We start from the raw sequence: 25,806 nt of genomic DNA, 5'->3' as shown, positions 1-25,806 counted from the left end.
GCGGGACCGGCCGCCGACGGCGGGGAACCGCAGGCGAACACGCAGGCCCGCACAGCGGGGAGGGACACGCGGGCGGAGGCGGGGACGGCGGGGGGCGGTCTGCGGCACACTGCAGCGATGGGCATCCTCGCCACCGCCTCGCTCGTCATCTGGCTCTGGCTCGTCCTCGGCCAGGGAATGTTCTGGCGGACCGACGTCCGGCTCCCGCCCGCCGCGTCCGACCCCCTGCACTGGCCCTCCGTCGCCATCGTCGTGCCCGCCCGGGACGAGGCCGAGGTGCTGCCGCTGAGCCTGCCCTCCCTCCTCGCGCAGGACTATCCCGGCGAGGCCGAGGTCTACCTCGTCGACGACGGCAGCAGCGACGGCACCACCGCCCTCGCGCACCGGCTCGCCCTGCAACAGCCCGGACTGCCGCTCACCGTGACCTCGCCCGGCGAGCCCGGGCCCGGCTGGACCGGGAAGTTGTGGGCGCTGCGCCACGGGATCGCGCTGGCCCGGCAGGGCGGGCCCGAATACCTGCTGCTCACCGACGCCGACATCGCGCACGAGCCGGACAGTCTGCGGAAGCTGGTCGCCGCCGCCGAGTCCGGCGGGCTCGATCTGGTCTCCCAGATGGCCCGGCTGCGCGTGGCGAGCTTCTGGGAGCGGCTGGTCGTACCGGCCTTCGTGTACTTCTTCGCTCAGCTGTACCCGTTCCGGTGGGTCAACCGGCCCCGCGCCCGGACCGCCGCCGCGGCCGGCGGGTGCGTGCTGCTGCGGACCGACGCGGCCGTGCGGGCCGGCGTACCGGATTCGATCCGGCAGGCCGTCATCGACGACGTGTCCCTGGCCCGGGCCGTGCAGCGGTCCGGCGGGCGGATCTGGCTCGGGCTGGCCGAGCGGGTGGACAGCGTGCGCCCGTACCCCCGGCTCGCGGATCTCTGGCTGATGGTGTCGCGCAGTGCGTACGCGCAGCTCCGGCACAGCCCGCTGGTGCTCGCCGGGACGGTGGCCGGGCTGGTGCTGGTCTATCTGGTGCCGCCGTTCGCGCTGGCCGCCGGGCTGTCGGCGGGGCAGCCGGTGACCGCCTGGGCGGGCGGTCTGGCCTGGCTGCTGATGGCCGGAAGTTATCTGCCGATGCTGCGCTATTACGGGCAATCCCTGACACTCGCGCCGCTGCTGCCGTTCACCGCACTGCTGTACCTGCTGATGACGGTGGACTCCGCGGTGCAGCACTACCGGGGGCGGGGTGCGGCCTGGAAGGGGCGCACCTATGCGCGGCCGAGCGACGCCTGAGCAGGCATCATACCGATTTGACCACCTGTCAGGGAACAGGGCCGGACAGGAGTACGAGCAGGTGCATTCAGGGGCGGAAGTGACGAATCGTGCACGTGAACGCCAAGTGAAACGTGGGGCGCTGACCTGCGAATATGCAGGTCAGCGCGGGGTTGACGGCCCCTTGCTATGGACCCGGTGAAGTCGTGGGCTTAACTTATGTCCCATGACCTCCCCCCGCTCCACTTATGGCGGCGGTTACTACTCCGCGCCCTCCTTCCCGGACACCCCCATCTACGACTCGCTCGTCGCCGAACGCGGGACCCCGCAGATCGCCCCGATCCGCGTCCCCGCCGCATACGAACCCGTTGGCAGCGGCTACCCCGCCGGTGCCGGCCACGGCGGTTCGGGTGGTTACCTGCCCGCGCTGCCCGCGGCTCTGCCCGCCCTTCCCGCGGCCCCCGTGCCGGCCCAGCAGAACGCTCCCGCGTACGGGTATCCGTACCAGCAGCAGGCTCCGCAGCCGATGCCGCTCCAGCAGGCGGCCGCGCCGTACGTGCCGCAGCAGCCGGTCGCGGCCCGCGGTTACGTGCCGCAGCCCCAGCAGCCGCGCCCGGCGATGACGGCCGGCGGATACGAGGCGATGCGTCCGGGCGCGCCGCGCCCCGTGCAGATCCCGGTCCAGGTCCCGGCACAGGTGCCGTCGTACGAGGACCAGTACGGCCGCCCGTACCAGGGGCGCGGCTACTGAGCCGTCGCGCGGAGCCGGCCGGAGCGGCTGGCAGGATGCACGTATGTCGAAGATGTTGGTCCAGGCGCTTCACGTCCACCCCGTCAAGTCGGTAGCGGGGACAGCTCCCGACGAGGTGGCCGTGGAGCCCTGGGGCCTGTCCGGAGACCGCCGGTGGGCCGTGGTCGACGCCGACGGCAGTGTCATCACCCAACGCCAGCAGCCGAGGCTGGCGTTGGCCAAGGCCCGTCCGCTGGGGGGCGGCGGGATCTTGCTGTCGGCACCGGGCATGGCCGACCTGACCGTGGCGGTGCCCGAGCCCGGCATGCTCGAACCGGTCCTGCTGTTCGGGAAGAAGTGGGAGACGGTCCTCGCGGACGGCGCGGCACACGCGTGGTTCGGCGAGTTCCTCGGTGAGCCGGCCCGGCTGGTGCACATGGACGATCCGGCGGTGCGGCGGCCCATCGACCCGGAGTACGCGCTGCCCGGCGAGACGGTGACCCTGGCGGACGGCTATCCGGTACTGATCACCACGCTGGCCTCCCTGGACGCCCTCAACGCGCTCATCGCGCAAGGGGAACATCCGGAGGAGGGGCCGCTGCCGATGAACCGGTTCCGGCCGAACGTGGTGGTGAGCGGGGCGACCGCCTGGGCCGAGGACCACTGGCGGCTGATCGGGATCGGCGACGCCGTCTTCCGGGGCGCCAAGGAATGCGGGCGGTGCATCGTCACCACCACCGACCAGGAGACCACCCGACGCGGCAAGGAGCCGCTGCGGACGCTGGCGCTGCACCACCGGATCGGCAGGTCGCTGGCCTTCGGGCGGCAGCTGGTCCCGGTCCGGACGGGCACGGTGCGGGTGGGCGACGAGGTTCGGGTCCTGGAATAGCGCCCCTCGCTTGGTCCTGGAATAGCGCCCCCCGCTTCCCCGCTCTCCCCCGCCGTGCCGGCTGTTCCCGCGCGGAACGACCCCGCGGAATGACTCCTTCGAGGTGTCCTTGAGCGGGCGCGGAACCAGCGTGCCCGGCACGTGCGTTGATCCGGTCGGGACGCACGCCGCCCGACGGCCGGCCACCCGTGACCAGGGCCCGGCCGGCAGGTGACGTACGTCTCGCGAGTCCCGGATGCGCGCCCGCCGGGGTTGGGGGAGGCTGGGCCAGGGGCCTGTCCGGGCGCACAGGCAGACGGAGGCAAGGGGGTGCCAGAGCGTGCGAACGGCTACGGGGGTGTGGCGTTGGCGGCGCAATCCGCTGCGCCGGCCCACCGATCTGATCGAGGCGTGGGTGGCGTTAGCGGCCGTACTGTGTCTGCTGGTCGTGGCTCCCGCGATCGGCTGGATCTCCGGGCTCCAGGTGGACTCCACGCTGCAGCGGGCCGCGCGGGAGCAGCGGCAGGAGCGGCATCTGGTTCCGGCGGTGGTGGTCCGGCCGGTGGCGGACCGGCCCGCGGGCGCGGGCGCGGGCGCGGCCGCCGAGCCGGCGGCGCAGCGGCAGTCCCCTCAGCGGACGCAGATCGTGGCGGCCTGGACGGCCCCTGACGGCAGCAGCCACCAGGGGACGGTGCCGGCCGCCGAGGAACCGCCCCGGCCCGGCGACCGGTTCCGGATATGGACGGACGACGAAGGGCGGCTGGTGGGCCGCCCGCTGGACCCGTCCACGACGGTGGTGCATGCGGGGCTGGCCGGGCTGGCGGCCATGCTGGGCTCCGCCGCGCTGGTGGAGACGGTCCGGCGGATGGTCGTACGCCGGCTCATGCATCGGCGGTACATACGCCTGGACCGGGCCTGGGCCGCGGCCGGGCCGGACTGGGGCCGCGCGGGCGCGGGCAGCTGACCTGGCAACTCACCGGCCCCGCGCGCGCTACGGTGGACCGGCGGACGGAACCGCAGCCGGTACACGCCGGTTCGGCGGGTTCGGGAGCCGGTCCGGCCGCTCCAGCAGGTCCGGTCGCTTCGGCAGCGCGAGTACGAAGGTGGGGGCACGACAGCACCATGGCTCAGGGCACGGTCCAGGTGACGCACGGCGGGGCCTCGCGGTGGCGGCGCCGCTCCGGGGAGTATCCGACGCTGACCGCTGCCCTCGCCGCCGCGGGCGACGGCGATGTCCTGTCCATCGCTCCCGGTACCTACCGCGAGAACCTGGTGCTGCGTCATGCCGTCACCCTGCGCGGGCCGGAGGGCTCGGTCGGCTCGGTGCGCATCGCCCCGGTCGACGGGGTGGCGCTCACCGTCTGCGCCTCGGCCGTGGTCCAGGACCTGCACCTGGAGGGACAGGACCGGGCGGCGCCCGCGCTGCTCGTCGAGGACGGCGCCCCCGAGCTCACCGATCTGCGGGTCAGCACCCGGTCGGCGGCCGGCATCGAAGTCCGCGGCGGGGCCCGCCCGGTGGTGCGCCGATGCACGGTGGAGAACCCGGCCGGGGTCGGCATCGCCGTACTCGACGGCGGCGGCGGGGTCTTCGAGGAGTGCGAGGTGGTCGCCTCCGGGCAGACCGGGGTCTCGGTGCGCGGCGGCGGACACCCGCGGCTGGAGCGCTGCCGGATCCACCACGCCACGGGGGCGGGCATCGCCGTCACCGGGGAGGGGTCCGGGCTGGAGGCGCTGGGCTGCGAGGTGTACGAGATCAAGGGGACCGGAGTGCAGATCGCGGCCCGCGCGGCCGCCCGGCTCACCGACTGCGCGGTGCACCGCACCACCTCCGACGGAGTCACCCTGGACACCGACGCGGTGCTGGCGCTGGCCGGCTGCGACATCCACGACATTCCCGAGAACGCGGTGGACCTGCGCTCCCGTTCGGTGCTCACGCTCAGCCGCACCACGGTCCGACGGTTCGGCCGCAACGGCCTGTCCGTTTGGGACCCCGGGACCCGGGTGAACGCCGAGTCCTGCGAGATCCACGACAGCACGGGCGACTACCCGGCGGTGTGGATCAGCGACGGCGCCACCGCCTCCCTGGACTCCTGCCGGATCCATGACGTGCCGGACGCGCTGTTCGTCCTGGACCGCGGGTCGGCCGCGACGGTGGTCGACAGCGACCTCACGCAGGTGGCGCGGACCGCCGTCTCGGTCAGCGACGGGGCCACCGCCACCCTGGCCGACTGCCGTATCCGGGAGGCGGCGACCGGCGCCTGGTTCCGCGACCACGGCAGCGGCGGCGGGCTCACCGACTGCACCGTCGACACGGTCCAGACCGGGGTGATCGTCACCAAGGGCGCCGACCCGGTGGTCGAGCGGTGCGTCGTCGGCTCGGCCGTGGAGGCCGGGTTCTACGTGTCCGCCGGCGGCCGGGGCAGCTTCACCGACTGCCGGGTGACCGGGAGCATCGGCTTCGGCTTCCACGTCATCGACGGCTGCCGCACCGCGCTGACCGGCTGCCGCACCGAGCGCTGCGCGCGCGGGGGTTACGAGTTCGCGGAGGACGGGCCGGTCGCCCTGGAGTGCACCAGCGACGAACTGCCGCAGCGCCCCGGCGTGCTGGGCACGGCCGGTGTCGGCGGCGGCGCCGTGGCTGCCGTGCCCGGGGAGGTGCGGGCGCCCGTAAGGGACTCGGACCGGGTTCCCGGGCCGGCCCGGGAGTCGGCCCCGGAGGTGTCCGGGCCGTGGGCGGCCGCCGGGATGGGGGCCGCGGCCGGGGTGACGGGTACGGCGGGTGCCGCGGGTTCGGCGGACGTGACGGGTCCGGCGGGTCCGGTGGGTCCTGCGGGGGCTGCCGGGGTGGGGGGCGAGCGGGCGCAGGCGGGCCTCGGCCGCGGCTCCGCCGAAGTCCTCGGCCAGCTCGACGCGCTGGTCGGCCTGGACAGCGTCAAACGCGAGGTGCGCGCCCTCACCGACATGATCGAGGTGGGACGCCGGCGGCAGCAGGCCGGTCTGAAGGCGGCCTCCGTCCGCCGGCATCTGGTCTTCACCGGCTCCCCCGGCACCGGCAAGACCACGGTCGCCCGGCTGTACGGGGAGATCCTCGCCTCCCTCGGCGTGCTCGACCGCGGCCACCTGGTGGAGGTGTCCCGGGTGGACCTGGTCGGCGAGCACATCGGGTCGACGGCGATCCGCACCCAGGAGGCGTTCGAACGGGCCCGTGGCGGGGTGCTGTTCATCGACGAGGCGTATGCGCTGGCGCCGGAGGACTCGGGCCGGGACTTCGGGCGCGAGGCGATCGACACCCTGGTGAAGCTGATGGAGGACCACCGGGACGCGGTGGTCGTCATCGTCGCCGGGTACACGGCGGAGATGGAACGCTTCCTGACCGTCAACCCGGGTGTGGCCTCCCGGTTCTCCCGGACCATCACCTTCCGCGACTACGGCCCGGAGGAGCTGCTGCGGATCGTCGAGCAGCAGGCGGAGGAACACGAGTACCGGCTCGGCGGCGGCACCCCGGAGGCGCTGCTCGAGTACTTCACCGAGCTGCCCAAGGGCCCGGCCTTCGGCAACGGCCGGACCGCCCGGCAGACCTTCGAGTCGATGGTCGAGCGGCATGCCGGGCGGGTGGCGCAGCTGTCGGAGCCCAGCACCGACGAGCTCACCCTGCTGTTCCCGGAGGATCTGCCGGAACGGTCGGGGCTGGCCGGCCTGTCGGCCCCTTGCTGAGCAGCGCGGCCCGGCCCGGCCGGCGGCCCCGGTCCGGCCGATCGGTCCCGTCCGGCCGTGCGGTCCCGTCCGGCCGTGCGCTCCGGTCCGGCCCCTCGGTCCGCGGGGCCGGCACGGCGCCCGAATGCTCCGCCAGCCGGGCCAGCAGGGCGTCGCGTTCGGCGGCGAAGACCGGATCCGCCTGGTAGTCGGAGTGGCCGAGGATCGGCGCGGGCAGCGGGTGCAGCTCCGTACGGCCGTAGGCGAGCGGGTCGGCGAGCGGGCCGCGGTCCACGCCCTCGCCGCCGGGGAGCACCGGGCCGCCGATCGGGTCGGTGGGCCGCCACAGGTTGCGCCAGCAGTCCACCTCCCCGTGCAGGGCTGCCAGGTCGGCCGGGCCGAAGTACGCCGGGAACCAGCGGCCGTACAACCGGGCGAGCGGGGAGCCGTACGTGAGCAGCGCGACCCCGCGGCGGACCGCCGGCGGCAGCTGCCAGACGGCGGCGGCCGCGAGCACACTGCCCTGGGAGTGCCCGGACAGGACGAGGCGGCCGCCGGTGCGGCCGGTCCAGCCCGTCATCCGCCAGGTCAGGTCGGGCACCGCCCGCTCCGCGTAGCAGGGCGGGGCGAAGGGGTGGGCGGCGCGCGGCCAGAAGGTGCCCACGTCCCAGAGGATGCCGATGGTGCGGCGGGCGGAGGCGTCCCGGTAGGCGCGCCGGCCCCAGCCGACGAAGAGCAGGAAACCGAAGCCGATCAGCCATGAGCCGGAGTCCTGGGCGGCGCGCGCGGCGGCCTCCAGGAGCGGGTGGCCGTCCCGGGCGGCCTCGCCGGGGACCGTGCCGGTGAGCCAGGCCCCGGCCAGGGCGACCGCGCCGAGCAGCAAGGTCGTGCCGGAGACGGCGGCCACGAACCAGGGCGTGCAGTCGGTGAGTCCGGCGGTGGCGCGGGCCCCGGCGATCCGCAGGCTGCGGGCCTCGTCGTAGGGCTCGCCCGGGTATTCGGCGGCGACGGTGCCGGCGGTCCGGCGGCGGACCCGGGCCGCGCGCAGCCCGAACCGGACCGCGAGCAGCATCAGGACCAGCAGCAGCGGGGGCAGCACGGCCGCCTGCCAGGACAGCAGCACGGGCGGTCCGGGCAGCACGGCCGCGTCCATGCCCGGGGTGGCGCCGCCGTCGAGCCAGTCGGCGACCCGCTGTGCCACCCCGCCGGACATCACCCCGCCGAGCGCACACCCGAGCAGGGCGACGGCGGGCCCGCCGAGTCCCCGGAGGGCGGCCGGCGAGGTCCGGGCCGCCCGCTTGTGCAGGCGCAGCGCCACCCACGCGAGGGCCAGGGCGCAGCAGCCCTGGGCGAGCATCAGCACCCCGAAGGCGAGGTCGCCGGGGAGCCGGCCGGTGGAGGTCCAGCCGGGCCGGGACCAGCAGGCATAGCCCGCGCAGAGGGCGAGCAGGGCGAGGGCGCATCCGGGCAGCAGGGTGACCACGGCCCGGTCGCGGCGCAGGTCGGGCCGGGACTCGCTGCGGCCGCGGCGGCACACCACCCACAGCACGGTCGCGGCGCCGGCGGCCAGGACCGCCTGGGCGGCCCAGCCGAGCAGTTCCGCGGTGCCGCCGGTGTGGCGGCGGTCGTACGCGGCGGCGGGTACGGTGATCGCCGCGGCGACGGTGAGGAGTCCGGCGGCGGTGTGCGCGGCCCGGAGCCGGGCCACGAGCCGCCGCCCGTACCAGAATCCGGGCCGGCCCAGTGCCGGGACGCCGTTTCCCGCCGCCGACTCGGCCGCCCGGTCGGGGTCGTTCCCCGCTGCCGACTCGGCCGCCCGGTCGGGGTCGGCTCCGGGTCCGAACGAGCGGGGCGGGGGCTGGGACTCGTAGGCGCTCCAGGTGCGGTTGGACAGGTACCAGAGCAGTCCGGTCAGCACGGCCGGCACCAGGGCGGCGAGGGCGAGCCGGCGGCCCGGCTGGGCGTCCGCGAGGAACCCCAGCCAGGAGCGGGAGGCCGCGCAGTGGGCGGAGCCCGCGCACTGCCAGGCCGCCAGGTCGAGGGCGACCTCGCAGGCGGCGGCGATCAGCAGCACGGTCAGGCTGAGCGCGATGACCCGGACCAGGACTCCGTACGCCCGCACCGCGCGGGCCGCCGGCCTGCCGGGCGGCGCCGGGGGCCGGGCCCAGTGCGCGAGGTTGACCACCATGAAGGGCAGGAGCAGCAGCCAGAGGGCGCGGGTGCCGTTGCCGGAGGTGAGCCGGGACCAGCAGTAGGCCTCGGGGACGGGCCGGCCGGCGTACCGCTCGGGGTATGCCTCGGCATCGGCGTCCTCGGTGCGGCGGAACACGGCGGCGGTGGAGTCGCCGGTGATGCGGACGGTGCGGGGATCGCCGAGGAGCTCCTCCGGCGCGGCTCCGGCGACCCCGTGCACGAGGAGTTCCAGAGCGAGGTCGGGGGCAGGGGCAGGGGCGGGGACAGGGGCGCGGTCGGGAGCGGGGCCAGGGCTGAGGGCAAGGACGGGGACAGGGGCAGGGGCGGGGACAGGGGCGGGGGCAGGGGCGGGGGCAGGGGCGGGGTCGGGGGCGTCGGGTGTGGTCACGGCGGCGGCTCCCTCCGGCAACAGGCCGTCGTTTCTATGCCCGTTAACGGCCCGCCGAAGACATCTGACGCCCCGCCAGCTAGGGTGGCCCGACGCCTTCCGCTCCCGCCGCACGAGGAGACACGCCATGGCTCGCGCACTCCGCCCCGTCGGGCTCGACTTCGCCGAATCGGCCCCCGTCCGGCTGGTCTTCACGGCTGCGGCGGTGGCCGCGCCGGAGGCTGTGTACCGGGCTCTGGCGGAGGACGTGGCGGGCTGGCCCAGGTGGTTCCGGGCGGTCTCCCTGGCCCGGCCGACGCACGGCGGCGCGGGCCGCGAGGTCCGGCTGCGGGGCGGGGTCCGCTTCCAGGAGACGATCATGGCTGCCGATCCTGAGCAGCGGTACGCCTACCGGGTGGACGAGACCAACGCCCCCGGGGTCCAGGCCCTGCTGGAGGAGTGGCGGCTCACCCCGGCGGGCTCCGGAACCCGGATCCGCTGGACCTTCGCGGCCGCCGGCCCGGCCCCCTTCCGACTCGCCCTCACGGCGGCCCGCCCGGGCCTGGGCCACAGCTTCCGGACGGCGGTCCGCACCCTGGACGGCCTGCTGGCGGGTCAGTCCTCGGACCACCAGCGTCCGTAGCTCATGGGCGCGGGCTGCCGGTGGTACGCGGCGGCATGGCGGTGCCGGACGGGCGGGATGTCAACGGCGTCCGCCCCGGCCGTCCGCAGCGCGCCGCGGCGCGGGTTGACGAGGCCGCGCAGCCGCCGGGCGCGCAGCCGCAGCTGCTGCCGGGCGGCGCGCTCCAGCGTGACCTCGTAGAAATCCATCGCCGGATCCGACGGCGGCGTCCACCGGACCGTCACCCGCACCCGCAGCGGCCTCGGCCGGCGCCCTTCGCGCGCCGCCTCATCCAGCACCCGGGCGCTGTAGCGGAGTGTCCGTACGATCCGGCCCGGTCCCGGGCGGGTCAGCTCTTCTTCCCGTTGGCCTCTTTGTACGCCTCGGTCATGTCGGCCGTGTCCGCGGCCGGCGGGACCGCGATGTCCTTCGCCGCGCCGAAGGAGTGGAAGTCGGTGTCGACGGTCACCGTGCCGAAGGTCTGGTTCAGCCGGACCGGCATGTTCGTGCCGTCCACCCAGACGTCCGTGACGAGTTCGGTGCCGGTCCCCAGGGCCGCGAACGCCTCGCCGCCCGCGCCGAGCTTGGCCTTGGGGATGGTGGCGCGGTAGTGGACGGTCTCCTTGCCGAGCACGTTCTCGGTGCCGACCTTGGTGACCCCGTCCGCGTACTTGAGCATCTTCAGGCCGGCCGTCGGGTCGTTCTGGCTTCCGTTCAGGGAGGCCGCGCCCTTCTCGCCGAAGATGGCGGAGGCCTCCACCTTCAGCCAGCTCTTGCCCTTGAACGGGCCGGTCGGGGCCGGGTCGACCTCGTAGTAGTAGGCCCCCTGGACCAGCCGGTAGGTGATCGTGCCGTCCGCGACCAGGTCCTGCATCTTGAGGTCCGCGGCCGGGACTTCGGCCTGCATGGCGAGGCCGTTGCCCCACGAGTAGGTGCCGGTCATGGTCGTCGGCTTGCCGCCCGTGTCGGGGCTGGTGACCGTCATCTTCACCTCGGCCGAGCCGGTGGCCGAGGCCGCGTCGGACGCCTTGCCGAGCGTCGCGACCAGCGCTTCCGTGGTGTCCGCGACCTGCTGGCCGGCGTCCACCGCCTTCTTGCCCGCGTCGCCGGCCCCGCACCCGGTCGCGCCCGCTGCCATGACCACCGCAACCACGGCCCCGGCCGCGGCTTTTGCTGCCTTCATGTCCCCACCCCCGTGACCTCGGATCGGCGCGCCCCCCGCGCCCCACCCCGGCAGGCTCGCACACTCCTCCGGGTTATGCCCCCGGTTTCCCCCGCCACCCCTCCCTCGGCGGGGCGGGGTCTCCGCTCCGGGGCCGGGTTCTCCGCTCCAGGGCCGGGTCTCCGCTCCGGGGCCGGGTCAGGCTCCCGGTTCGCGCCAGATGCCGGTGGTCAGGAGGGTGTCGATGGTCTTCAGGTACGGGGCGATGTCCAGGCCCTGGGCCGCCAGCCAGTCGTCCGCGTAGTACTTGTCCAGGTAGCGCTCGCCCGGGTCGCACAGCAGGGTGACCACGCTGCCCTTGCGGCCCTCCGCCACCATCTCGGAGACGATCTTCAGCGCGCTCCACAGGCCGGTGCCCGTCGAGCCGCCCGCCTTGCGCCCGATGGCCACCTCCAGCGCCCGGCAGCCCGCCACGCTCGCGGCGTCCGGGACCTTCATCATCCGGTCGATGGCCCCCGGCACGAAGCTCGGCTCCATGCGCGGGCGGCCGATGCCCTCGATCCGGGAGCCGCAGTCCGTGGTGGCGTCCGGGTCGTCGTTCGTCCAGCCTTCGAAGAACACGGAGTTCTCCGGGTCCGGCACGCAGATCCGGGTGTCGTGCTGCATGTAGTGGACGTACCGGGCGATGGTCGCGGAGGTGCCGCCGGTGCCGGCCGTGGCCACGATCCAGGCCGGTTCCGGGTACCGCTCCAGCCGCATCTGCTGGTACATCGACTCGGCGATGTTGTTGTTGCCGCGCCAGTCGGTGGCCCGCTCGGCGTAGGTGAACTGGTCCATGTAGTGGCCGCCGGTGCGGCGCGCGAGCGCCGCCGACTCCTCGTACACCTTCATCGGGTCGTCGACGAAGTGGCACTCGCCGCCGTGGAATTCGATCAGCCGGCACTTCTCCGGGCTGGTGGTCCGCGGCATCACGGCGACGAACGGGACCCCGATCAGCTTGGCGAAGTACGCCTCGGAGACGGCGGTGGAGCCGGAGGACGCCTCGATGACCGGGCGGCCGGGGCGGACCCAGCCGTTGCACAGGGCGTAGAGGAACAGCGAGCGCGCGAGGCGGTGCTTGAGGGAGCCGGTCGGGTGGGTGGACTCGTCCTTCAGGTAGAGGTCGATGCCCCAGGCCTCGGGCAGCGGGAAGCGCAGCAGGTGGGTGTCGGCGGAGCGGTTGGCGTCCGCCTGGACCTTGCGTACGGCTTCTTTCAGCCAGGCCCGGTAGTCCGCGTCGCTGCGGTCCACGTCGATGGTGGTGCCGGTCGTGCTCATGTGCCCTGCTCCTCTGTCGGTGCCCCCCGCCTTCGCAATGTACCTCTCCGACCTGCACAAACCGTCACTTTGGGTATCCATACGGAAGGCTTTCGGTTGCGGCGGGAGCGGCCCCGGGTGACCCTGGTCTCGCGTCACTGAGGGTGCAGCACCCGTAACACTCATGTCGGGGAGTCGCAGCCGTGATCAGTCCTTCTCGCAGGCACTGCACCGTTGAGTTGCAGGCCGTGCCGTCGCGGATCGGCCAGGTCCGCAGAATCGTTTCAGCGCAGTTGCGCTACTGGCAGCTCGACCAGCTCATAGACCGGGCCGCGCTCGGCGTCACGGAGCTCCTGAGCAACGTCCACCGCCATGCCCAGCCGGACAAGAGCTGTACCGTCGAGCTGGAGCTGCGCCTCGGCCGGCTCACCGTCTCGGTCCATGACAACGACCCCCGGCTCCCCGTCCTCAAGGCGGCCGATCCGCTGGAGACCTGCGGGCGCGGCCTCGCCCTCGTGGAGGCGGTCAGCGAGAACTGGGGCGCCCAGCACCTGGCCGGTGTCGCCGGGAAGAGGGTGTGGTTCTCCCTGCACGCCGGGGAGACGCCCGCTCCGCCGCCCCGTCCGGTCCGCATCCGGGCGACCCCGCAGCCGGTGCCGGAAGTGGTCCTCGCCACGGTCGACATGCCGGTACGGATCATCGCGGCGCCGGCCGCCACCCCGACGGCCGCACCGGGCTGAAACCGGAGCCCCGCCGGGCCGGCGGGCACCGCCTGCGCTCAGGCCGCCGCCCCCAGCGCGCCCAGCGGGTCGTCCAGCACCGGCTGCCAGGCCAGTTCGGCCGCGCCCACCAGGCTGTTGTGGTCCAGGGTGCACGGCAGGATCGGGACTCCCCCGCTGCGCCCCCACAGGCTCCGGTCCGCCACCACCGCCCGCAGCCGCTCCGGGTCGGCGTGCAGCAGCTCCCGGTGCAGCCCGCCCAGGATGATCCGGTCCGGGTTGAGGATGTTGACCAGCCCGGCCAGGCCGAGCCCGAGCCGGTCGACGATCTCCTCGGCGGCCGCCCGTACCACCGGATCGGCGTACTCCGCGCGCAGCAGGTCGCGGGCCTGCTGGAGCAGCGACACCTCCGGGCCCGGGGTGCGGCCGGCCGCGGTCAGGAAGGCCAGCGGATCGGCCTCCACGTCCAGGCAGCCGCGGCTGCCGCAGTGGCAGGCCCGGCCCTCCGGGTTGACGGTGAGATGGCCGACCTCCAGCGCCAGGCCCGAACTTCCGCTGTGCAGACGGCCGTCCAGGACCAGGGCCCCGCCGACCCCGCGGTGGCCGGTGGCCACGCACAGCAGGTGCTGGGCGCTGCGCCCGGCGCCGTGCCGGTGCTCGGCCAGCGCCGCCAGGTTGACGTCGTTGCCGGTCAGCGCCGGGCCGTCGATCCCGGCGGCCTTCACGCAGTCCGCGAACACGGCCCGGACCGGTGACCCGGCCGGCCAGGACAGGTGCAGCGGGTTGAGCGCCGTACCCTCCGGCTCGGCGATGGCGGAGGGAACGGCCAGGCCCGCGCCGACGCACCGGCGGCCGCTCTCGGCCAGCAGGGCCGCGCCCGCGTCCACCACGGCGGCCAGCACGGTGGCCGGGTCGGCGGAGACGGTCCGGCCGGGCGCGGTGGCCACGATCCGGCCGCCGAGGCCGACGAGCGCGGCCCGGAACCCGTCCGGGTGGATCTGGGCGGCCAGCACCACGGGCCCGTTCTCGTCGACGGAGAGCCGGTGCGAGGGCCGGCCCTGGGTGCCGCCCGCGCCGCGGGGACGCGAGTCGACCCGGATCAGGCCGAGGGCTTCGAGTTCGGCGGCAACGGCTCCGGCGGTGGCCCGGGTGACCCCGAGCTCGGCGGTGAGGACGGCCCGGGTCGGGGCCCTCCCGGTGTGCACCAGCTCCAGCGCCGGCCCGAGTGCGCCCCGGCCCCTCTCCAGCTTGCTGCGCGTGGACGCCGTGTTGCCGATGCCGTTGCCGTTCATAGAGGCGATCCTCGCATGATCGGTGCAGCGGTCAGGTGCCGAGTCCGCCGACCCGGAGGGTGAGGTTGAGCCGGCCGCTCAGCCCGAGGGCGGGCGGCGCGGTGCCCGGGTACACCTTGGGCACCCCGTGGTAGGCGAGCCGGGACGGCCCGCCGAAGACGAACAGGTCGCCGCTGCGCAGCTGCACGTCCCGGTACGGGCGGCCGCGCGTGGCGGTGTTGCCGAACCGGAAGACGCAGGTGTCGCCGAGGCTGAGCGAGACGACGGGGGCGCCGGACTTCTCCTCGGCGTCCCGGTGCATGCCCATGCGGGCATCCCCGTCATAGAAGTTGACCAGCGCGATGTCGTAGCCGCCGCCGGTGCCGTAGGCGGGGTCGAGGCCGGTGCCGTCGGCGGGGCCGGTGCCGTCGGCGGGGTCGCTGCCATCGGCAGAGCCGGAGCCGGTGCCGACGGCAGAGCCGGAGCCGGTGCCGACGGCAGAGCCGGTGGCGGTGCCGGTCGGCGGGCCCGGGTACAGGCCCTCGTACGCCGCGTGGACCGCGGCCCGGCCCAGGTCGGCCAGCCATCCCGGCATCGGCTTCACGGGCGCCCCGTCCCCGTCCACCGCGGTGGTGGCGTAGCCGTACGGGTACCAGTGCAGTCCCAGGCAGACCTGGCGGGCGGTCATCGTCCCGCCCCCGGGGGTCCGTACCGTGCGCAGTCCGGCGGGTGGGCGGGCCCAGGCCCGGCAGGCCTCGACGAGCTCCCGCTGCCGGTCCGGCCCGAGCCAGTCGGGCACGTGCACCGCCCCCGGGGCGATCTCGGCGCGCTCCCTGGGGAACAACTCGAACAGTTCCTCGTCCACCCCTCCATGGTGCGTGACACACTGCCGCGCATGGAGATCACCGAATACGTGCAGACCCTGGAGCGGGAAGGCGGGCTGCTGGCCGGGGCGGCCGAGCGGGCCGGCACGGACGCCCCCGTCCCGACCTGCCCGGGCTGGCGGGTGGCCGATCTGCTGCGGCACACCGGGGCGGTACACCGGTGGGCGACCGCCTACGTCGCCGAGGGCCATCCGGAGCGGCTGCCGTTCCCCGAGGGACCGGAGTTCAGCGGGGCGGAACTGCTGACCTGGTTCCGGGAGGGCCACGCGGACCTGGTCCGGGTGCTGTCGGAGGCCCCGGCGGACCTGCAGTGCTGGACCTTCCTGCCGACCGCACCCACGCCGCTGGGATTCTGGGCTCGGCGGCAGGCGCACGAGACTGCGGTCCACCGGCTGGACGCCGAGTCGGCGCTGGAACGCGGATTCGGGCCGGTGGAACCGGCGTTCGCGGAGGACGGGGTGGACGAGCTGCTGACCGGTTTCCACGCGCGCGGCCGGAGCCGGGTCCGGACGGAGGAGCCGCGGCTGCTGCGGATCCGGGCGGCCGACACCGGCGCGGTCTGGTCCGTCCACCTGTCGGCCGAGCCGCCGCGCACCGTCCGGGACGATGCGGGCACGGCGGACTGCGAGGTGACCGCCGAGGCGGCCTGGCTGTACGCGGCGCTGTGGAACCGGATCCCGCTGGAGGGGCCCGCGGTGCGGGGTGACCTCGCGCTGGCCCGGCTCTGGAACGACAACTCGCACATCTGATGGCCCGCCGTAACCAGGCCGACCGGGACGCGATCACCGTCGAGATCGGTTACGCGCTGTTCACCGGCGCCCTGGCAGGGGCGCTGGTCTTCGGGGCGGTGGCCGGGCCGGCCCTGCTGTTCGAGCTGGCGCGACCGCTGGAGCGGGGGCTGCCGATGGCCGGCGGGGTGCTGGCCACGGTGGTGTTCGTCCTGCGGGCCGTCCACCTGCTGTGGCGGTTCGCCCGGCGGCCGGAGAACGACGGGGCTTAGCCGGGCCTGGCCGGGCCTGGCCGGGCCTGACCGGGCCTGACCGGGCCTGGCCGGGCCTGACCGGGCCTGGCCGGGCCTGGCCGGGCCTGACCGGGCCTGGCCGGGCCTGGCCGGGCCTGGCCGGGCCTGGCCGGGACCCGCCTCGGCGGCCCGAGAACGAGGGGGCTTAGCCGGCCCGGGCCGGGACCCGGCGGATACCGACCCGGCGGCCGCGGCGCCCGACCCCTGCCGGTCACGGCCGGCGGGGGCTACGGGGCCGGGGGCCGGGGGCCGGCTCCTGGCGGGCGGTCGGCGTCCTCGCGTATCCGGTCCGTACCGGCCGCTCGGTCCCCGGCGCCGGCACCACGGCGAGCGCGGCCGACGGGCGCACGCTCAGCCGGCGGCAGCGCCGAACCACCTGGGCAGCCGGCCGAGCAGATCCTGCTGATCGTCCCCGACCCACGCCACATGCCCGTCCGGCCGCAGCAGCACCGCGGGCACGTCCAGTTCCTCGCTGACGTCGACGACGTGGTCGACCCGATCCGCCCAGCCCGTCACCGAAAGCCGTCCGGTCTGGTCGAGCAGCAGTCCGCGGCCGCCGTGCATCAGCTCGTAGAGGCGGCCCCGCTTCAGCGCCACGTCACGGATCCGTCGGCCGAGCAGTTCGTGGCCCTCGCCGAAGTCGTAGCGGACCCCGACCGCGGTGATCATCTCGGTCACGTACCGGTTCACCTCCTCGAAGTCCATCAGCTTCGAGAACAGCTCCCGCAGCGCGGTCGGGCCCGGATCGGTCCCCAGCAGCGCGATCTGCGCGCGGGTGTTGTCCAGTACGGCGGCGCCCACCGGGTGCCGTTCGGCGTGGTAGCTGTCCAGCAGCCCCTCCGGTGCCCAGCCGTTGACCTCGGCGGCCAGTTTCCAGCCGAGGTTGAACGCGTCCTGCACGCCGAGGTTGAGCCCCTGACCGCCGGTCGGCGGGTGGATGTGCGCCGCGTCGCCGGCCAGCAGCACCCGGCCGACCCGGTAGCGCTCGGCCTGCCGGGTGGCGTCGCCGAAACGGGACAGCCAGCGCGGCGAGTGCGCACCGAAGTCCGTGCCCGCGAAGGCCCGCAGCTGCTGCTTGAACTCCTCGAGGGTCGGCGCGGTCGTACGGTCCTCGGCCACGCCGTCGGCGGGAACGACGATGCGGTACACGCCCGCGTTGCCGTCCACGTCGGGAATGGCGCCGAACCGCAGCTGGGTCTTGCGGACTTCCTCGACGACGGCGGCAACCGTCGCCGGATCCTCGGTCACCTCCATATCGCCCAGCAGCGTCTCGACCGTGGCGGGCTCGCCGGGGAAACCGACGCCGAGCAGCTTGCGCACCGCACTGCGGCCGCCGTCGCACCCGACGAGGTAGCGCGAGCGCAGGCGCGTGCCGTCCGCTAGCTCGACGGCCACACCGTCCTCGTCCTGACTCAGCCCGACCACTTCGCAGCCGCGCCGGATCTCGGCACCGAGTTCGAGCGCCCGCTCGTCGAGCAGGCGCTCGGTGACCGGCTGCGGGGTGGCGAGCCCGTACGGGTGCGCCGTGTCCAGCCGGTCCGGCCACGGCTTGAGGATGCCCCCGAAGAGACCGCCGACCTGGAACTTCTCACTGACCGCGAGGAACCGTTCCAGCAGGCCGCGCTGGTCCATCATCTCGACGCTGCGCGCGTGCAGGCCGCGCCCGCGGGACTGCCCGGTCGGCTCGCTCAGTTTCTCCAGCACGACCACGTGCACGTCGTGCAGCCGCAACTCACCGGCCAGCATCAAGCCGGTCGGTCCGCCGCCGACCACGATCACGTCGATCATCAGAACCCCCATTCAACGAGATTGGTTTCGGCCACCCGCTCCGCACGGACAAACTCCGCCCGCAGCGCGATCACGGGATCGATCTCAGCGCCGGCCGAGGTTCCCCTGGTCCCCGGGTCCGGACCCTGCGGGCAGTCCGACCTCGTGGGCCAGCCGGTCGGCGTTGTGGCGGAAGAAGCGGGCCCGTTCGGTGTCCTCGACCACGCGCTGGAACTGGCCGAACAGCTCGAAGGAGATCAGTCCGACCAGCTGGGCCCAGGCCGCGACCAGGGCCGCGGTCACCTGCGGCGGGAGGCCGGGCGCGAACTCCTCGGTCATCCGCTCGGCCTCCGGGCAGAGCTCGGCCGGAAGCGGGGGCAGGGCGAGGCCGGGGCCGGCGTGGGCCTCGCGGAGGACGGCGATGAGGGCATTGCCGACCCGGGAGGCGGGGCCGACGGTGTCCTGCGGGGCGCTGTAGCCGGGGACCGGGGAGCCGTAGATGAGGGCGTACTCGTGGGGGTGGGCCAGGGCCCAGTCGCGGACGGCCGCGCAGACCGCGGTCCAGCGTTCGCGGGGTGCCGCTCCGGCGCGTCCGGCCAGGGCGGCCTCGGCAGCCGCGCCGACGCTGTCGTACGCGTCGATGATCAGGGCGGTCAGCAGGTCGTCGCGGCTCGGGAAGTAGCGGTAGAGGGCCGAGGAGACCATGCCGAGCTCGCGGGCGACCGCGCGCAGCGACAGTTTCGCTGCTCCTTCGGCCGCCAGCCGGCGGCGCGCCTCGTCCTTGATGGCGGCGGTGACCTCGATACGGGCCCGTTCCCGGGCTCCTCGCACGGTGCTCATGCAGGGCAGTGTGCCACGCAGGCAGAGCAGTGCCCAAGAATCGGAGCGGCGCACCTTTTGGAGAGCACTGCTCTTGTTTTGGTGCAGCGATCCGTGCAGACTGATGTCAAGCGAGAGCACCGCTCTCGAAATGGATCGCTTTATCAAGGGAGCAGATCATGAGCGCCAAGAGCCCGTACTACGCCACGGCCAACCGCCTCGACCTCGGCTTCAACGCTCTCGTGGGCAGGCTGGCCCGGCTCGGCATCAGCCTGGCCGGGAGCGCCGAACTCTCGGTGCGCGGCCGCAAGTCCGGCGCCATGCAGCGCATCCCGGTCAACCCGTTCACTCACTCCGGAAGCCAGTACCTGGTCTCGGCGCGCGGCCATTCCCAGTGGGTCCGGAACATGCGGGCGGCCGGCGGCGGCGAGCTGCGAGTGGGCCGCAAGCTCCGCACCTTCACCGCCGCCGAGATCACCGACCCCGCCGAGCAGGCGACCGTACTGCGCGGCTACCTGAAGAGGTGGGGCTGGGAGGTCAACCGGTTCTTCCGGGGAGTAACCGCGAACTCCTCCGACGCGGAGCTGCTCGCGGCCGCCCCCGACCACCCGGTCTTCCGCATCACGGTGTCGGACTGACCGCCCGCTCCTCCGAGCCCCCGCCCCGCAGCGCATCCTTCTCCGCCGCCTTCTCCGCCGCCTGCTCCGCTGCCGCCTGTCGCCGGTCCAGCAGGTGCAGGGCCCTGCCGGCGAGCGGATACGTACGCACCAGCTCGGCCAGGGTGGTCGAGCCCCGGGTGATCCGGGCGAAGGCCCGCCAGGCCGGCCGGAGTCCGGTGATCACCGCGTGCAGCAGCCCCGGCCGGGCTTCGAAGGCGGCGAGCATCCGCCGACCGACGGCCATCTCCACACCCAGCCCCGCCTTGATCGCGAAGGCGTAGTTGAGGGCCTGCCGCCGGGTGTCCACCGCGTCCTGCGCCTCGGCGATCCGGACCGCCCACTCCCCCGCCAGCCGCCCGGAGCGCAGCGCGAACGAGATGCCCTCCCGGGTCCACGGCTCCAGCAGCCCGGCCGCGTCGCCCGCGACGAGCACCCGGCCGCGCGAGAGCGGTGAATCGGGCGTCCGGCAACGGGTCAGGTGCCCGGAGGAGATGGCCGGCTCGAAGCCCGCCAGACCGAGCCGGGCGATGAAGTCCTCCAAGTAGCGCTTGGTCGCGGCGCCGTCGCCGCGCGCCGAGATGACACCCACGGTGAGGGTGTCGCCCTTCGGGAAGACCCATCCGTAACTGCCCGGCAGCGGACCCCAGTCGATGAGGACCCGGCCCTTCCAGTCCTCCGCGACCGTCTGCGGAACCGGGATCTCCGCCTCCAGCCCGAGGTCCACCTGGCCCATCTCCACGCCGACATGGGCGCCGATCCGGCTGGCGCTGCCGTCCGCCCCGACCACCGCCCGGGCCAGCACGGTCTCCCCGTCCGCGAGGACCACCGCGACCGTGCGCCGGTCGGGGACCGACGGGCCGTGCTGCTCGACCCGGGACACCGCCGTGCCCGTCCGCACCTGGACACCCGCCTTTTCGGCGGCGGCGACCAGGCCGGCGTCGAACTCGGGCCGGTTGACGAGCCCGAACAGCATGTGCCGGGACCGACGGGTGCGGGCCAGCTTCCCGTTCAGGGAGAACGTGACGGCATGCACCCGGTCCTGCAGGGGCAGGACGAAGCCGGGCGGCAGGGCGTCGCGCGAAGGGCCGATGATGCCTCCGCCGCAGGTCTTGTACCGCGGCAGTTCGGCCTTCTCCAGCAGCAGCACCCGCCGCCCCGCGGTGGCCGCCGCATGCGCGGCGGAGGCGCCGGCCGGACCGGCCCCGACCACCACGACGTCCCAGACCTCGCCGCTCCCCCCGGCGGCACCCCCGGCGGTCCCGGTGGCCACCGCCTCGTCCGCTCCCGCCTCGTCCGCCGCCCCGGCGGCCACCTCGTCCGCCCTGCCGTCGGCCGCCCCGTCCGCCGCCCCGGCGGCCACCTCGTCCGCCCTGCCGTCGGCCGCCCCGTCCGCCGCCTGCCCTGCCCCGTCGCGTACGTCGTCGCTGCTCACGTGTGCTGTTGCTCCTGATCACCCGGTTGCTCCGATGCCGGGCAAATCCTACGGCGAGCGACCGCCCCGCCCCGCTGTGCGAGGATCGGATGCATCGTCCGCCGTACCCGGCCTACGTACCCATCTCAACGTCGCACCCACGAGGAGCGTGCCCATGTCGTCCCACCCGATCGCCGAAACGATCGCCTCGCTGATGCCCCGCGCCAAGACGGAGCTGGCCGAGCTGGTGGCGTTCCAGTCGGTGGCGGACTGGGCGCAGTTCCCCAAGAGCGAGAGCGAGGCCGCGGCGAACTGGGTGGCGGACGCGCTGCGCGCCGAGGGCTTCCAGGACGTCGCCCTGCTCGACACCCCCGACGGCACCCAGTCGGTGTACGGCTTCCTGCCCGGCCCGGTCGGCGCGCCGACGGTCCTGCTGTACGCGCACTACGACGTCCAGCCCCCGCTCGACGACGACGCGTGGATCTCCCCGGCCTTCGAGCTGACCGAGCGGGACGGCCGCTGGTACGGCCGCGGTTCGGCGGACTGCAAGGGCGGCTTCATCATGCACCTGCTGGCGCTGCGCGCGCTGAAGGCCAACGGCGGGGTGCCGGTCGGTGTGAAGGTCATCGTCGAGGGCTCGGAGGAGCAGGGCACCGGCGGCCTCCAGCAGTACGCCGAGGCGCACCCGGAGCTGCTGGCCGCCGACACCATCGTCATCGGTGACGCGGGCAACTTCCGGCTCGGCCTGCCGACGGTGACGGCCACCCTGCGCGGCATGTGCCTGCTCAAGGTGAAGATCGACACCCTGGCCGGGAACCTGCACTCCGGCATGTTCGGCGGTGCCGCCCCGGACGCGCTGGCCGCGCTGATCCGGGTGCTGGACTCGCTGCGCGCGGCGGACGGTTCGACCACCGTGGACGGGCTCGCCGCGGACGCGGTGTGGGAGGGCCTGCAGTACCCGGAGGCGGACTTCCGCGCCGACGCGAAGGTGCTGGACGGGGTCGGGCTGATCGGTGACGGCACGATCGCGGACCGCCTGTGGGCCCGCCCCGCGGTCACCGTGCTGGGCATCGACTGCCCGCCGGTGATCGGCGCCACCCCGTCCGTGCACGCGAGCGCGGGCGCGCTGATCAGCCTGCGGGTGCCGCCGGGCGTGGACACCGCCGAGGCCATCAAGCTGCTGGAGGCGCACCTGGTGGCGCACACGCCGTGGCAGGCCCGCCTGGAGCTCGAGGTGGTCGGCCAGGGCCAGCCGTTCCAGGCGAACACCGACAGCCCGGCGTACGCGTCGATGCGGGCCGCGCTGGAGGCCGCTTACCCGGGCCAGGAGATGCAGATCAGCGGCATGGGCGGATCGATTCCGCTGTGCAACACGCTGACCTCCCTCTACCCGGACGCCGAGATGCTGCTGATCGGGCTGAGCGAGCCGGAGGCGCAGATCCACGCGGTGAACGAGAGCGTGTCGCCGGAGGAGCTGGAGCGGCTGTCGGTGGCGGAGGCGCTGTTCCTGGTGAACTACGCGGAGTCCAAGGGCAACTAGCGGTCCCGCGAAGGCCCGTCCGTACGCCCAGGGCGCACTGCGCTCTGGGCGTACTCCGCTCCCGGCGAAGCCGTGCGGTGCGGACGGGATCCGTTACGTACGTTCTGGGCATGGATCTTGTAGAGGTACTCCCGGACCGGCTCCACATGCTCCGCTTCCCGATCGGCCAGGCCTATCTGTGGCAGGACGACGGGGCGCTGACCCTGATCGACGCCGGCAACATCGAATCGGCCGCCGAAATCGAGGCCGCCATGCGCTCCCTCGGCCTGCGCCCCGAGCGGCTGGAGCGCATCGTGCTGACCCACTGCCACCGCGACCACATCGGGGCGGCGGGTGAACTCGCGGCCCGCTGGGACGCGGAGGTGCTGGCGCACCGCCTGGAGGCCCCCGTGATCCGGGGCGAGGTCCCGGTGCCCGAACCGGTCCTGCTGGACTGGGAGATCCCGCTGTACGCGCACGGGATGACGGTCCCTGAGGCCCCGCCGACCCGGGTGGACCGGGAGCTGGAGGACGGCGACCGGCTGCCCTTCGGGGACGGCGCGTACGTGGTCCACGCGCCCGGCCACACGGACGGCAGCATCGCCGTCCACCTGCCGGCCCACGGGGTGCTGTTCACCGGCGACTGTGTGGCGGGGGTGGGCCAGGTGATACTGGGCGTCTTCAACGTGGACCGGGCCCGGGCCATCGACACCTTCCACCGGCTGGCCGCGCTGTCCCCGTCGGTGGCCTGCTTCGGCCACGGCGACCCGCTGACCTCGGAGACCGCCGCCACCTTGAAGGCGGTCGCCGAGGCCACGACCTGACGGCCGGCGGCCGGACCGGCAGGCGGGCGGGCGGGCGGCCGGACCGGCAGGCGGGCGGGAAGCGGACCGGCAGGCGGGCGGGCGGGAAGCGGACCGGCAGCCAGGCCGGCAGGCGGACCGCCGCCCCGGTTCCCCGACCCGGGTGGTAGGCGCAGCAGGCCCCGGGTCAGGGAACCGGGTTACTCGCCTCCAGGTTGAGGACGGTGCCCCGCTCGCGGGCCCGGAGCGCCCACCGGAGGCGGGCGAAGCGTTGCGGCGGCAGGAGCTCGGCCGCCTCCTGCTCCGTCACGAAGCGCCACTCGCGCAACTCCGGTCCCGGCAGCCGGAGCTGCGCCACCTCCTCCGCCGGCAGCAGGCCGCCGTCGAAGAGGAGGCGCAGGCCGCCGTACGCAGGACGGCAGGGCGGCTCCCAGTCGATCACCAGCAGTCCCGGTGCCCGGTCGAGTACGAGGCCCAGTTCCTCGGCGACCTCCCGCACCGCGGCCCGGGCGGGGGCCTCGCCCGCTTCGACGACCCCGCCCGGGAACTCCCAGCCGGGCTTGTACGTGGGGTCCACCAGCAGCACCCGGTCCTGCTCGTCGAAGAGCAGGACCCCCGCCGCGACGGTCTCCCGCGTCGGCTCCGGCGTCTGCACGATCTCGCAGACCGCGGCCGTCTCCGTGCGGATCGCCTCGGCGATCCGCTCCGCGGTCTGCCCGGGGGTCAGGGCCCCGTTGTCGACCACGTACGCGTCGGCCGTGAGCCACCCCAGCGCCTGCTGGTAGGGCGCGATGTGCGCGTACGACCAGTCACGCGCGCCCACCTCCGCGCGGCTGCCGATCCGCTCCCGCAGGATCGTTTCCGCTGGGGCGAGCAGCACATGCCGGACGGGGATCCGCCGGGCGGCGAGCGCGCCGAAGATCTCGTCGCGGTACTCCTGCCTCAGCAGGGTCATCGGGACCACCAGCACCCCGCCGACCTCCGCGAGCAGCGCCGCGGCCGTGTCCGCCACGAGCCGCCGCCAGCTCGGCAGGTCCTGATAATCCGTCACCTCGTCGAGCCGTTTGCGCGGCAGCAGCAGCCGCAGCGCGTCACCGATCAGCTCGGGGTCGTACAGGACGCTGTCCGGGACGAGACCGGTCAGTTCGCGAGCCGTGCTGGTCTTCCCGGCGCCGAAGGCCCCGTTGATCCAGACAATCACGATTACCCCTCTTCCGATGCCCCATGAGGCTTGCCCGGAACACCCTGTCACGGAAACCCGACACCCGGCGGAGTGCTTATCCTCAAGGTCAGAACCCGTGCCCGTGTCCCCACCCCCTCCGGAGGTTTCCACACCGTGCCGCACTCCCGCCGCCCGTCCGAGCCCCGCTACGGCAACCGGCCGACGATGAAGGACGTGGCGTCCCGCGCCGGGGTGGGCCTGAAAACGGTGTCCCGGGTGGTGAACGGCGAGCCGGGGGTGACCCCGGACACCGAACGGCGCGTCCAGGAGGCCATCGAGGCGCTCGGGTTCCGCCGCAACGACAGCGCACGCGTGCTCCGCAAGGGGCGCACGGCCACCATCGGGCTGGTCCTGGAGGACCTCGCGGACCCCTTCTACGGCCCGCTGAACCGTGCCGTGGAGGAGGTCGCGCGGGCGCACGGCGCCCTCCTGATCAACGGCTCCAGCGCCGAGGACCCGGACCGGGAGCGGGAGTTGGCACTCGCGCTGTGTGCGCGCCGGGTGGACGGCCTGATCGTGATCCCGGCCGGTGAGGACCACCGCTATCTGGAGCCGGAGATGCGGGCCGGCGTGGCCACCGTGTTCGTGGACCGGCCGGCCGGGCGGATCGACGCGGACGTGGTGCTCTCGGACAGTTTCGGCGGCGCCCGCGAGGGGGTGGCCCATCTGATCGCCCACGGACACCGCCGGATCGGCTTCATCGGCGACCACCCGCGCATCCACACCGCGACCGAGCGGCTGCGCGGCTACCGCGCGGCCATGGATGCGGCCGGCCTCCCGGTGGACGAGGGCTGGGTCTCCCTCGGCTCCACCGCCGCCGAGCGGGTCTCGGCGGCTGCGGGGGCCATGCTGGCCGGCCCGGAGCCGGTGACGGCCCTGTTCGCGGGCAACAACCGGGTGACGGTGACGCTGGTCCGGGTGCTGGCCGGCGCCTCCCGCCCGGTCGCGCTGGTCGGCTTCGACGACTTCGAACTCGCCGACCTGCTGCGACCGGGCGTGACCGTGGTCGCCCAGGACGCGGCGGCCCTGGGCCGCGTGGCCACGGACCGCCTCTTCCTCCGCCTCGAGGGCGTACAGCTGCCCCCGGAGCGCATCGAGCTCCCCACCCGCCTGGTCCCCCGCGGCTCGGGCGAACTCCCGCCCACGGCCTGACCGTCACCGGATCAGGCCACTGAGGACGGGCACGCTGACCCCGGCGGCGCTCAGCCCGGCGAGGACGGACAGGGCGGTGCCGGTCCCGCCGAGGAAGGTCAGGCCGCCTGCCGTGAGGCCGATCAGGATCGCGCCGAGCAGCACGACGGCGGTGTGCAGGGACAGGAACGGCTCGGGGTCCGTCAGGTTCTGAGGTGCAGTCATGGTCCGATTCCAGCGGACCGGCCGACGCGGCCCCGCACCGGCGGAACGGATCCGCGACGGTGCCGATCACGGCCGAACTCCGGTGGAATTCCGGCGGTGTTCGCTGCCGTTCGGGAAAGTCCGGGACCGTTCGGCGGCTCTCGCTCTAGCCTGGTCGTCCGCACGACCCA

24 protein-coding genes are annotated in these 25,806 nt (G+C 74.4%); 13 read left to right on the top strand and 11 right to left on the bottom strand.

Annotated elements, in window-relative coordinates; genetic code table 11:
* Positions 1–117: 117 nt before the first annotated feature.
* From AB0447_RS07190 to AB0447_RS07170, 5 genes are all read left to right on the top strand, one after another.
* Complete coding sequence (locus AB0447_RS07190; protein ID WP_366475508.1) at positions 118–1,275, top strand: glycosyltransferase; 1,158 nt, start codon at positions 118–120, stop codon at positions 1,273–1,275.
* 205 nt (positions 1,276–1,480) lie between these two features.
* Positions 1,481–2,005, top strand: a complete 525-nt coding sequence (locus AB0447_RS07185; RefSeq protein WP_366475507.1) for a DUF6643 family protein — start codon at positions 1,481–1,483, stop codon at positions 2,003–2,005.
* Positions 2,006–2,048: 43 nt separating this feature from the next.
* Complete coding sequence (locus tag AB0447_RS07180) at positions 2,049–2,873, top strand: MOSC N-terminal beta barrel domain-containing protein (protein WP_366475506.1); 825 nt, start codon at positions 2,049–2,051, stop codon at positions 2,871–2,873.
* A gap of 319 nt (positions 2,874–3,192) precedes the next feature.
* Positions 3,193–3,816: a hypothetical protein gene (locus AB0447_RS07175; RefSeq protein ID WP_366475505.1), complete on the top strand. Its 624-nt coding sequence runs from the start codon at positions 3,193–3,195 to the stop codon at positions 3,814–3,816.
* Between the two features lie 158 nt (positions 3,817–3,974).
* Positions 3,975–6,566, top strand: a complete 2,592-nt coding sequence (locus tag AB0447_RS07170; RefSeq protein WP_366475504.1) for a right-handed parallel beta-helix repeat-containing protein — start codon at positions 3,975–3,977, stop codon at positions 6,564–6,566.
* Here the strand turns inward: AB0447_RS07170 and AB0447_RS07165 are convergent.
* Positions 6,499–8,958 carry a hypothetical protein gene (locus AB0447_RS07165; protein WP_366475575.1) on the bottom strand — a complete coding sequence of 820 codons (2,460 nt, stop codon included), beginning with the start codon at positions 8,956–8,958 and terminating at the stop codon, positions 6,499–6,501. The genes AB0447_RS07170 and AB0447_RS07165 overlap by 68 nt on opposite strands.
* Positions 8,959–9,253: 295 nt before the next feature.
* On the opposite strand from AB0447_RS07165, the gene AB0447_RS07160 reads away from it, so the two are divergent.
* The gene (locus AB0447_RS07160; protein ID WP_366475503.1) at positions 9,254–9,748 is read left to right on the top strand and encodes an SRPBCC family protein; all 495 of its coding nucleotides are present in this window, start codon (positions 9,254–9,256) and stop codon (positions 9,746–9,748) included.
* On the opposite strand, the gene AB0447_RS07155 is transcribed toward AB0447_RS07160, so the two are convergent.
* The 3 genes from AB0447_RS07155 to AB0447_RS07145 all read right to left on the bottom strand — a co-directional run bounded on the left by AB0447_RS07155 (position 9,721) and on the right by AB0447_RS07145 (position 12,206).
* Positions 9,721–9,936, bottom strand: coding sequence for a hypothetical protein (locus AB0447_RS07155; protein ID WP_366475502.1), 216 nt, complete (start codon positions 9,934–9,936; stop codon positions 9,721–9,723). The genes AB0447_RS07160 and AB0447_RS07155 overlap by 28 nt on opposite strands.
* A 140-nt stretch (positions 9,937–10,076) precedes the next feature.
* A complete protein-coding gene (locus AB0447_RS07150) occupies positions 10,077–10,910 on the bottom strand; it encodes a hypothetical protein (RefSeq protein WP_366475501.1) in 834 nt (277 codons plus the stop codon).
* A gap of 177 nt (positions 10,911–11,087) precedes the next feature.
* A complete protein-coding gene (locus AB0447_RS07145) occupies positions 11,088–12,206 on the bottom strand; it encodes a PLP-dependent cysteine synthase family protein (protein ID WP_366475500.1) in 1,119 nt (372 codons plus the stop codon).
* A 182-nt stretch (positions 12,207–12,388) separates the two neighbouring features.
* Between AB0447_RS07145 and AB0447_RS07140 the strand changes: the two genes are divergently transcribed.
* Positions 12,389–12,925 carry an ATP-binding protein gene (locus AB0447_RS07140; RefSeq protein WP_366475499.1) on the top strand — a complete coding sequence of 179 codons (537 nt, stop codon included), beginning with the start codon at positions 12,389–12,391 and terminating at the stop codon, positions 12,923–12,925.
* A 38-nt stretch (positions 12,926–12,963) separates the two neighbouring features.
* Here AB0447_RS07140 and AB0447_RS07135 read toward each other — a convergent pair whose 3' ends face one another.
* Entirely contained in the window at positions 12,964–14,196 is a 1,233-nt protein-coding gene (locus tag AB0447_RS07135; RefSeq protein WP_366475498.1) for an ROK family protein, read from the bottom strand.
* A 31-nt stretch (positions 14,197–14,227) separates the two neighbouring features.
* Positions 14,228–15,040, bottom strand: a complete 813-nt coding sequence (locus AB0447_RS07130) for an alpha-ketoglutarate-dependent dioxygenase AlkB (protein ID WP_366475497.1) — start codon at positions 15,038–15,040, stop codon at positions 14,228–14,230.
* 30 nt (positions 15,041–15,070) lie between these two features.
* Here AB0447_RS07130 and AB0447_RS07125 point away from each other — a divergent pair, with 30 nt between their 5' ends.
* The gene (locus AB0447_RS07125; protein WP_366475496.1) at positions 15,071–15,808 is read left to right on the top strand and encodes a maleylpyruvate isomerase family mycothiol-dependent enzyme; all 738 of its coding nucleotides are present in this window, start codon (positions 15,071–15,073) and stop codon (positions 15,806–15,808) included.
* Positions 15,808–16,059, top strand: a complete 252-nt coding sequence (locus AB0447_RS07120; protein WP_366475495.1) for a DUF6332 family protein — start codon at positions 15,808–15,810, stop codon at positions 16,057–16,059. The genes AB0447_RS07125 and AB0447_RS07120 overlap by 1 nt, the downstream gene beginning before the upstream one ends.
* Before the next feature lie 372 nt (positions 16,060–16,431).
* Here AB0447_RS07120 and rox read toward each other — a convergent pair whose 3' ends face one another.
* Both rox and AB0447_RS07110 read right to left on the bottom strand, forming a co-directional pair.
* Entirely contained in the window at positions 16,432–17,868 is a 1,437-nt protein-coding gene (gene rox / locus AB0447_RS07115; RefSeq protein ID WP_366475574.1) for a rifampin monooxygenase, read from the bottom strand.
* A gap of 84 nt (positions 17,869–17,952) precedes the next feature.
* Positions 17,953–18,687, bottom strand: a complete 735-nt coding sequence (locus tag AB0447_RS07110) for a TetR/AcrR family transcriptional regulator (protein ID WP_366475494.1) — start codon at positions 18,685–18,687, stop codon at positions 17,953–17,955.
* 158 nt (positions 18,688–18,845) lie between these two features.
* Between AB0447_RS07110 and AB0447_RS07105 the strand changes: the two genes are divergently transcribed.
* Positions 18,846–19,304, top strand: coding sequence for a nitroreductase family deazaflavin-dependent oxidoreductase (locus AB0447_RS07105; RefSeq protein ID WP_366475493.1), 459 nt, complete (start codon positions 18,846–18,848; stop codon positions 19,302–19,304).
* On the opposite strand, the gene AB0447_RS07100 is transcribed toward AB0447_RS07105, so the two are convergent.
* The gene (locus tag AB0447_RS07100) at positions 19,288–20,595 is read right to left on the bottom strand and encodes a geranylgeranyl reductase family protein (protein WP_366475573.1); all 1,308 of its coding nucleotides are present in this window, start codon (positions 20,593–20,595) and stop codon (positions 19,288–19,290) included. The genes AB0447_RS07105 and AB0447_RS07100 overlap by 17 nt on opposite strands.
* A 316-nt stretch (positions 20,596–20,911) precedes the next feature.
* Here AB0447_RS07100 and AB0447_RS07095 point away from each other — a divergent pair, with 316 nt between their 5' ends.
* Positions 20,912–22,276: a dipeptidase gene (locus AB0447_RS07095; RefSeq protein ID WP_366475492.1), complete on the top strand. Its 1,365-nt coding sequence runs from the start codon at positions 20,912–20,914 to the stop codon at positions 22,274–22,276.
* A 110-nt stretch (positions 22,277–22,386) separates the two neighbouring features.
* Positions 22,387–23,079, top strand: coding sequence for an MBL fold metallo-hydrolase (locus tag AB0447_RS07090; RefSeq protein ID WP_366475491.1), 693 nt, complete (start codon positions 22,387–22,389; stop codon positions 23,077–23,079).
* A 166-nt stretch (positions 23,080–23,245) separates the two neighbouring features.
* Here AB0447_RS07090 and AB0447_RS07085 read toward each other — a convergent pair whose 3' ends face one another.
* Positions 23,246–24,259: an NUDIX domain-containing protein gene (locus AB0447_RS07085; protein WP_366475490.1), complete on the bottom strand. Its 1,014-nt coding sequence runs from the start codon at positions 24,257–24,259 to the stop codon at positions 23,246–23,248.
* Between the two features lie 186 nt (positions 24,260–24,445).
* Between AB0447_RS07085 and AB0447_RS07080 the strand changes: the two genes are divergently transcribed.
* A complete protein-coding gene (locus tag AB0447_RS07080; RefSeq protein ID WP_366475572.1) occupies positions 24,446–25,432 on the top strand; it encodes a LacI family DNA-binding transcriptional regulator in 987 nt (328 codons plus the stop codon).
* A 3-nt stretch (positions 25,433–25,435) separates the two neighbouring features.
* On the opposite strand, the gene AB0447_RS07075 is transcribed toward AB0447_RS07080, so the two are convergent.
* Positions 25,436–25,636 (bottom strand): hypothetical protein, encoded by a 201-nt coding sequence (locus tag AB0447_RS07075; RefSeq protein ID WP_366475489.1) that lies wholly within the window; start codon positions 25,634–25,636, stop codon positions 25,436–25,438.
* Positions 25,637–25,806 lie beyond the last annotated feature (170 nt).

Origin of the sequence: Streptomyces sp. NPDC051211, assembly GCF_040689505.1 — a bacterium.
Lineage (GTDB): Bacteria > Actinomycetota > Actinomycetes > Streptomycetales > Streptomycetaceae > Streptomyces.
The sequence above is the reverse complement of the archived record's forward strand: the minus strand, read 5'-3'. Positions and strand labels throughout refer to the sequence as shown.